The 7,320-nt window shown below is 73.1% G+C and carries 9 protein-coding genes; 6 read left to right on the top strand and 3 right to left on the bottom strand.

Translation table 11 applies throughout. The features are described 5' to 3' along the window. Positions 1-774 (bottom strand): carboxyl transferase domain-containing protein (locus tag ABYE80_RS14505; RefSeq protein WP_372790997.1); only part of this gene is annotated, 774 nt, incomplete at its 3' end. Between the two features lie 57 nt (positions 775-831). Here ABYE80_RS14505 and ABYE80_RS14510 point away from each other — a divergent pair. Continuing rightward, complete coding sequence (locus ABYE80_RS14510; protein WP_372790998.1) at positions 832-1,425, top strand: TetR family transcriptional regulator; 594 nt, start codon at positions 832-834, stop codon at positions 1,423-1,425. 168 nt (positions 1,426-1,593) lie between these two features. Further along, positions 1,594-1,986 (top strand): hypothetical protein, encoded by a 393-nt coding sequence (locus ABYE80_RS14515; RefSeq protein WP_372790999.1) that lies wholly within the window; start codon positions 1,594-1,596, stop codon positions 1,984-1,986. 397 nt (positions 1,987-2,383) lie between these two features. Here ABYE80_RS14515 and ABYE80_RS14520 read toward each other — a convergent pair whose 3' ends face one another. Together ABYE80_RS14520 and ABYE80_RS14525 are read right to left on the bottom strand one after the other, a co-directional pair. Continuing rightward, a complete protein-coding gene (locus ABYE80_RS14520; RefSeq protein ID WP_372791000.1) occupies positions 2,384-3,394 on the bottom strand; it encodes a phosphotriesterase in 1,011 nt (336 codons plus the stop codon). 81 nt (positions 3,395-3,475) lie between these two features. Beyond that, positions 3,476-4,600, bottom strand: a complete 1,125-nt coding sequence (locus ABYE80_RS14525; RefSeq protein ID WP_372791001.1) for an alpha/beta hydrolase — start codon at positions 4,598-4,600, stop codon at positions 3,476-3,478. Positions 4,601-4,704: 104 nt separating this feature from the next. On the opposite strand from ABYE80_RS14525, the gene ABYE80_RS14530 reads away from it, so the two are divergent. The 4 genes from ABYE80_RS14530 to ABYE80_RS14545 all read left to right on the top strand — a co-directional run. After that, positions 4,705-5,106: a hypothetical protein gene (locus ABYE80_RS14530; protein WP_372791002.1), complete on the top strand. Its 402-nt coding sequence runs from the start codon at positions 4,705-4,707 to the stop codon at positions 5,104-5,106. Continuing rightward, a complete protein-coding gene (locus tag ABYE80_RS14535; protein WP_372791003.1) occupies positions 5,103-6,029 on the top strand; it encodes an FAD:protein FMN transferase in 927 nt (308 codons plus the stop codon). The genes ABYE80_RS14530 and ABYE80_RS14535 overlap by 4 nt, the downstream gene beginning before the upstream one ends. A gap of 2 nt (positions 6,030-6,031) precedes the next feature. Beyond that, the gene (locus ABYE80_RS14540) at positions 6,032-6,607 is read left to right on the top strand and encodes a ferric reductase-like transmembrane domain-containing protein (RefSeq protein WP_372791004.1); all 576 of its coding nucleotides are present in this window, start codon (positions 6,032-6,034) and stop codon (positions 6,605-6,607) included. Further along, positions 6,604-7,320, top strand: a 717-nt coding sequence (locus ABYE80_RS14545) for a hypothetical protein (RefSeq protein WP_372791006.1), incomplete at its 3' end; no start/stop codon positions are given. The genes ABYE80_RS14540 and ABYE80_RS14545, both read left to right, overlap by 4 nt.

Genomic DNA, 7,320 nt, shown 5'->3' on the forward strand with positions numbered 1-7,320 from the left:
CACGACCTGGCGACCCAGCCGCAGGGCGTCCTGCTCGTCGACGGCCATGTAGTCCGAGAGGCCCGAGACGCGCGAGTGCATGTCGGCTCCCCCGAGCTCCTCGTCCCCGGACTCCTCGCCCGTGGCCATCTTCACGAGCGGGGGTCCGCCGAGGAACACCTTCGACTGGTCCTTGATGAAGATGTTCCAGTCGCACATCCCCGGGATGTAGGCGCCACCCGCGGTGCTGTTGCCGAACACGATCGAGATCGTCGGGATGCCCGCCTTCGACAGGACGGTGAGCCGACGGAACGTGTCACCGCCCGGAACGAAGATCTCGGCCTGCTTGGGCAGGTCGGCGCCCCCGGACTCCACCAGCCAGATCAGCGGCAGGCGGTTCTGCTCGGCGACCTCCATGGCCCGGGTCGAGCGCCGGCCGGTGAACGGGTTGATCGTGCCGCCCCGGATCGTCGGGTCGCTGGCGATCAGCACGCACTCCACGCCCTCCACGACGCCGATCCCCGTGACGACGCTGGCGCCGATCTCGTAGTCGGTGCCGAACGCGGCGAACGGACTGAGCTCCAGGAACGCGCTGTCGCGGTCCAGCAGCAGCTCGATGCGCTCACGCGGGAGCATCTTGCCGCGCTTGCGGTGGCGCTCCACCTTGCTCTCCCCGCCGCCGGCGCGGGACTGCTCCAGCAGACCGTCCAGCTCGTCGAGCAGCGCGAGCATGCCCGCCCGCTTCCGTGCGAACTCGTCGGAGCCGCGGTCCACCTTCGTCGCCAGAACGCTCACCAGCGGGTGTTTAAATGACCGTTTGATTGATGTCAACCGCGCTGGCATCATCGGCGCGTGGCCCGCAGCGCAGATCTGACCGCCGAGAAGCTCCTGCAGGCCGCGCACGAGCTGCTCGTCGAGCGACCCGGAAACGAGCCCTCGGTGAGCGAGATCTGCGCCCGCGCCGGCGTGAACGTGGCGATGGTCAGCTACTGCTTCGGGGGCAAGACCCAGCTGCTCGACGCGCTCCTGGCCCGCACGGTCGCCGACGTGGTCGTCCAGCTCGACCGGCTGACGGCCCTGGACCTCGGGCCGGCCGAGACGCTGCGACGGCACGTCGCCGGGGTCATCACCAACTACGTCCGCTACCCCTACGCGGTCGCGCTCGGCGAACGCCTGGGGGATCCCGACGGCCGGATGGCCGAGTCCTTCGCCCGTCCGCTGCTGGACTTCCACCGCCGTCTGCTCGCGGCCGGCGAGGAGAGCGGGGACTTCCGGCCCGGCGTCGACCCCACCTTCTTCTTCTCCACGCTCGTGGGCGCCTGCGAGTTCCTCTTCTCCGCCCGGACCTGGGTCGAGGGGGCGACCGGTCAGCCGATCGACGCGGGCCTGGTCGCCCGGTTCACCGAGCACACGGCGGGGCTCCTGCTCGACGGCCTGCGCCGCTGAGCCGCCGACCACGGGCCGGCGTGGCCAACTGGCCGAATAGACGACGAACTCCGTGGGAAATGGGGATGGTGGGGCAACCCACCGGTCAGGAGACTGTGCAGGAACCTGGCACTGCTGACGGCCTTCACGCGGCCCGACGGTTGCCCTGAACTCCGTGGAGGCACCACCTTGCGTATCCCGCATGCCGCCGTCGTCGCCGCACTGGCCGTGAGCCTCGCCGGCGCACCGTCCGCCCTCGCCCAGGACCCCACCGGCGCGGGCGGCGTCGACACCACCAGCACGCTCGAGGACTACACCTCGACCGTTCCCACCGTCGCTCCGACCGAGACGACCCCCGAGCCCACGACCACCGCCGAGCCCGAGAGCGGCGTCCTGGGCGAGACGGCGTCCGGCGCCGAGCCGACGACCGCCACCCCCGCGGCAGCGCCGGTGGCCGCCACCGGAACCACGCCCCAGACGCTCGCGTTCACCGGCGCCAACGCCGTCCTCGTGATGCTGCTCGGAGCAGCGATCGCGGTGCCCTCGGGCTGGTTGGTCCTCCGTCGCAGGCGCCAGGGGTGACGGCGCGGCACGCCACGCCCGCCGCCCGGACCGTCTGAGGATCATGCCCGACACCACCACCGAACTCCCGATCTCCGCCCTCGTCCGCGTGCGCGCCGAGCCGCGGCGCCGGGCGGAGCGCGTCGCCGCGGTGCTCGAGGAGCTCGGAGCGATCGAGGTGGGTCCGCGCCGCGACAGCCACGACCGTCTCCTCCTGCTCCCCGCCCTGGGGACCGAGCTCGACCCGGCGTTCGACGCCGTCGACCGGCTTCGCGACACGATGCCCCGCGGGGGGACGTGCGCCGCCGCGATCGGCCGGATCGCCGAGGACGAGTCGTTGGAGGCCCTCCTCGGCCGGCTCCGGCACCGGCTCGCGCGCGCGGGACGCAACGCCTCGGTGCTGTGCGCGCCCCAGCCGCTACGCGGCGAGCCAGGCGGCCGGGTTCACGTCGAGCATCTGCGCGACGTGGTCCTCGGTGACGCCGAGGTCGGCCAGCGCCGGGATCTCCTCCTCGAAGATCAGCGTCGCCCGCCAGCGCGGCGCCAGAACCGGAATCATCTCCGGCGGGTACCAGTCGATGGTCGCGCAGGAGTCCTGCCCGAGCATGAGCCGGTCGGCGTATCCGCGACGGACGAGCTCGGCGGTCGTGGCGTTGCGTGACGCCGACGGGTTGAAGATGTCCAGGCCGTAGCGGTCCAGGCCGATCCACACCCCGGTCTCGATCACCTTCTCGATCATGTCCAGGTCGCTGCAGTCGCCGACGTGCGCGAGCTGCACGGCCGAGGCGGGCACGCCGCCCTCGTCGACCAGGATCTCGATCTGGCGCAGGGTCTGCGCCAGCGACTTCTCGCGCTCCTCGGGCGTCGGCGGGATCGGTCCCTCCGGCCCGAGCGCCACGCCGCTCAGGCGGCAGTGACTCATCACCGGCAGGCCGGTCTCCTGATGGGCGGCCGCCACGGCCCGCAGCACCTTCTCCACGTCCTCGGTGATGCCGTGCTCGTCGACCGCGCACTTCAGGAAGCCCGGCTTGACGCCCGTTCCCTGGATCCCGTGTTCGTGGTCGTGCACGAACGCCGCCGTGAGCGCCGATCCCTCGCGGAAGCGGAAGTACCGCGGGAGGCTCTCGTACACGTAGGCGCCGGTCGCCATGACGAGGTTCATCCCCGCGGCGTCCGCCACGCGCTTGGACATGGCGGCGTTGCGCCCGAGGTTCATCACCGCGGGATCGACCCAGGTGCGGACGCCGTGTCCCTTGGCGGCCTGCATCGCGGCCAGCGCGGCGGCCTCCTCGGCCTGCGGGTCGGCGAGGTGCGGCCATTCGCACCGGACGACGTCGCTCACGGTCAGCAGGTGCTCGTGGACAAGCGTGCGACCGAGGTCCTCGGCGGGGACGGGGCCGGCGGTCGTCTCGATGTGGGTGCGGGGCACGGCGACTCCTGGGTTGGGGATCTCTCCTGCTGCGACCCTACCCCTGGCGGGGGTCCCGCACGCGGCGCGACCCCGGCGAGGTCAGTCGGGCGCGCCCGCGACGGACGCCCCCGGCACCTCGTCGCGCAGCGGCGCGTCGGCGACCACCGTCGCCAGCAGCGCCCGCGTCGCGCCCGCGACCTCGATGAGCGCGTCGCGCGACACCCGGCTGACGGTGGCCGCGTTGGCGAAGCCGTGGATCAGGCCCGAGAAGCGGCGCACGGCGACGAGGTTCCCGGCCTGCCGCAACGCCAGCGCGTAGGCCTCGCCCTCGTCCCGCAGCGGGTCGAACCCGGCGGTCACCACCAGGGCGGGCGGCAGCCCCGACAGGTCCTCCGCGCGCAGGACCGAGAGGCGTGGGTCCTCGGGGTCGGCGGACCCCACGTACTGGTCCTTGAACCACTCCATCTGCGCCTCGGTCAGGAAGAACCCGTTCGCGAACAGCTCCTGCGAGGGGTGGGAGCCGGCCACGTCGACCGCCGGGTAGAGCAGCAGCTGGAACACCGGGGCGTCCTCGCCGGCGCGCACGAGCACGTGCGAGACGACGGCGGCGAGGTTGCCGCCCGCGCTGTCCCCCCCGACCGCGACCCGGCGCGGATCGGCGCCGAGTTCCTGAGCGTGGGACAACGCCCATCGCGTGGCGGCCAGGCAGTCGTCGACCGGGGCGGGGAACGGATGCTCGGGAGCGAGACGGTAGGCGACCGACAGGACGTGGACGCCGGCGTGGCGGCAGAGCATCCGGCACACCGCGTCGTGCGTGTCGAGGTCCCCGATGACGAAGCCGCCGCCGTGGAAGAAGACCAGGAGCGGGTGCGGTCCACCCATCTCCTGCGGCGTGTACAGACGGGCGTCCAGGGAGCCTTCCGCACCGTCGACGTGGAGGTCCCGGACGGCGCCGACCGGCAGCGGCGGGCCCGCGATCGCCGCGGTCTGCCGCGCGACCTGGCGGCGCGCCTCCACCGCCCCGAGCGTCTCCATCGGCGGCAGGCCCTGGCGCTCGAGCATCGCCAGCGTCAACTGGATCTCCGGCTCGAGCGTCTGACCGTCCACGGTGACCGGTGGTCGGCGCGAGAGGCGCACCTGGGCGCGGGGCGGCAACGCCGCGAGCGCGCGGGCGGCGCGGTACTCGAGGCGTTCACGGGGTGTGCGTGGGGCGGGACGGTCCATGCACCCACGATACGAGGCACCGGAAAGCCCGGCAAACCGTTTCCTGAGAACGCTCTCAGGAAAGCCTGAGGCCGGGCTCAGCGCCATCGGCGACCGTTGTTCTCGTGCCCCTCCCTCCCCACCACGACCAGCCCGGCGCGGCGAACCCCGACCGCGCGGCCCAGCGCCGCGAGGCGCGGGCCCGGCGCCTGCGTACCCTGCGCAAGCGCGTCGCGGGCGGGGCCGTGGCGGTCTTCCTCGCCGCCTGGGTCGCGATCTACGTCCCCGCCCAGCGCGACGCGGCGTCCGTCTCGTCGGGCACGACGCCGACCGAGACCTCCACGTCGCCGACCCCGGCGACGACCGACGAGCGCTCGGACTTCGCGGAGCTCACGCCCGACGAGAGCGACGACCTCGAGTCCGCCGATGACTCCTACGAGGTCTACGAGGAGCCCGAGAGCTCCTACGACGAGTCGCTGCCGACCGACGCCACCCCGGCCGCGCCGATGACGAGCGGGCAGTCATGACGACGCCGACCGCGACCGAGCACGAGCTGCGCTTCCCCTGCTTCGGGACGACGGTGACCGCCCGCGTCTCGCACCCCGACGAGGGCATCGCCGCCGATGCCCTGGACCGTGTCCGCGACGCGCTCACCGACGTGCACGTCCGGCTCACCCGCTTCGAGCCCGGCAGCGAGCTGTCGCGCCTGAACGCGGACCCGCGCGGGCACGTGCCCGCCGGCCCGCTCCTGCGGCGGTTCGCCGACGCGGTACGGCACGCGGGCCGACTCTCGGACGGACTGGTCGACGCGACGCTGCTCGACGCGGTCGAGGCGGCCGGATACCGCCACGACCTCTCCCGCCTCCCCACCACCGCGCCACGCCGATCGGCGGCGGCGACCGGCACCGGCGCCTGGGCCGCCGTCCGCAGCGACGAGCGTCACGTGATCCGCCCGCCCGGGGTGCGGCTGGACAGCGGCGGCCTGGGCAAGGGACTGGCCGCGGACATCGCCGCGGAGATCCTGTCCGGGCTCCCGGCCTGGGCGATCGACTGCGCCGGCGATCTGCGGATGGGTGGCAGCGCGCGTGTGCGACGCCTCGTGACGATCACCAGCCCGTACGACCGTGACCGCACGATCCACGACCTGCACATCACCACCGGCGCCATCGCCACCAGCGGCGTCACCCGCCGGACCTGGCGCAGCGACGACGGCCGGACCGCGCACCATCTGATCGACCCGCGGACCGGCGAACCGGCGCGGACCGGGATCGTCCAGGCGACCGCGCTGGCCCCGACCGGCCTCGAGGCGGAGATCCGCGCGAAGACCGCGCTGCTCAGCGGCCCGCTTCGCGCGCATCGCGCGCTCCCCCGCGGCGGCGCCTTCGTCACCGACGACGGGGAGCTGCACCTCGTTCCCGCCCACCGACGCCTGCGCTTCACCCGCCGCTGACCATGCCCGCCGGAGACCCGCACCTGCTCTGGATCACCAGTCGCGCCGCCGGCACGGCCGCGATCGTCTGCTCGAGCGCGTCGGTCGGACTCGGCGTGATGATCGGGGGGCGACTCGTGCCACCGGGCCGGGGCCGTGCCACGACGCTGCGCACCGCGCACGAGACGCTCGCGCTCGCCGCGCTCGTCGCGCTGATCCTGCACGCCGCGACGCTGCTCCTCGACACCTGGTTGAAGCCCGGGCTCACGGGCATCCTCGTCCCGTTCACGATGTCCTACCGCCCGTTCTTCACGGGCCTCGGCATCCTCGCCGGCTACGCGCTGATCGTGCTCGGCCTGTCGGCCTACGCCCGCGGCATCCTCGGCGAACGGTGGAAGCGCATCCACCGGCTCACCGCGGTGGCGTGGCTCCTGGGCGTCGTCCACGTCATCGGATCGGGTACCGACGTGACCCGGCCCTGGTACGCCGCGCTGCTCACCCTGTGCGTGCTCCCGGTGCTCGTCCTGATCTTCATCCGCGTGCGCACCGCACGCCCCGAGCTGTTCACCATGGAAACCCTCAAGCAGGAGGCACGATGATCACCAGACGCGTAGTAGTAGCCACCGGCGTGGCCGCCGTCGTCGCCGCGGGCGGCGCCGCCGCGGTCGCCGCGACCACCAAGGACGAACGAAAGGCGACCGAGGCCGCGATCCTCAGCGACGCGGCGAAGGACCTGGAGGTGTCGCCGTCGGAGCTGAAGAAGGCGCTCGGCGACGCCCAGGACGCCCAGATCGACCAGGCCGTCAAGGACGGCAAGATCACCAAGGAACAGGGTGAGGCGATGAAGGCACGCCGTGCCCAGAACGGCACCGTGCTCGGCATGCCGCATCGCGGCGGCCCCGGCGGCCGCGGTCACGGCCACCATCGCGGCGGTCGCGGCGGGTTGTTCGGCGCCTCGGAGTCCGCGGCGAAGGCTCTCGGGCTGACCGAGACCGAGCTGCGTACCCAGCTGCGGTCCGGCAAGACGCTCAACGAGATCGCGAAGGCCGAGGGCAAGGACATCGCCGACGTCAAGAAGGCCGTCAGGTCCGCGCTCTCCGAGAAGCTGGCGACCGCGGTGAAGGACGGCAAGATGACCGACGCCCAGCGGGACGAGGCGCTCGAGCGGTTCGACGAGCACTTCGACGATCTCGCCGACGGCAAGCGGCCGATGGGCCGTCGTGGCCATGGCGGTCCGCGTCCCGGCGCCGAGTCCGACGACCCCGACGCGAAGCCCGGCTCGTACCCGGGCGAGGTCGCACCCTCAGGCCAG

The organism is Paraconexibacter sp. (genome assembly GCF_041602235.1).
In the GTDB taxonomy this organism is placed as follows: Bacteria; Actinomycetota; Thermoleophilia; order Solirubrobacterales; family Solirubrobacteraceae; genus Paraconexibacter.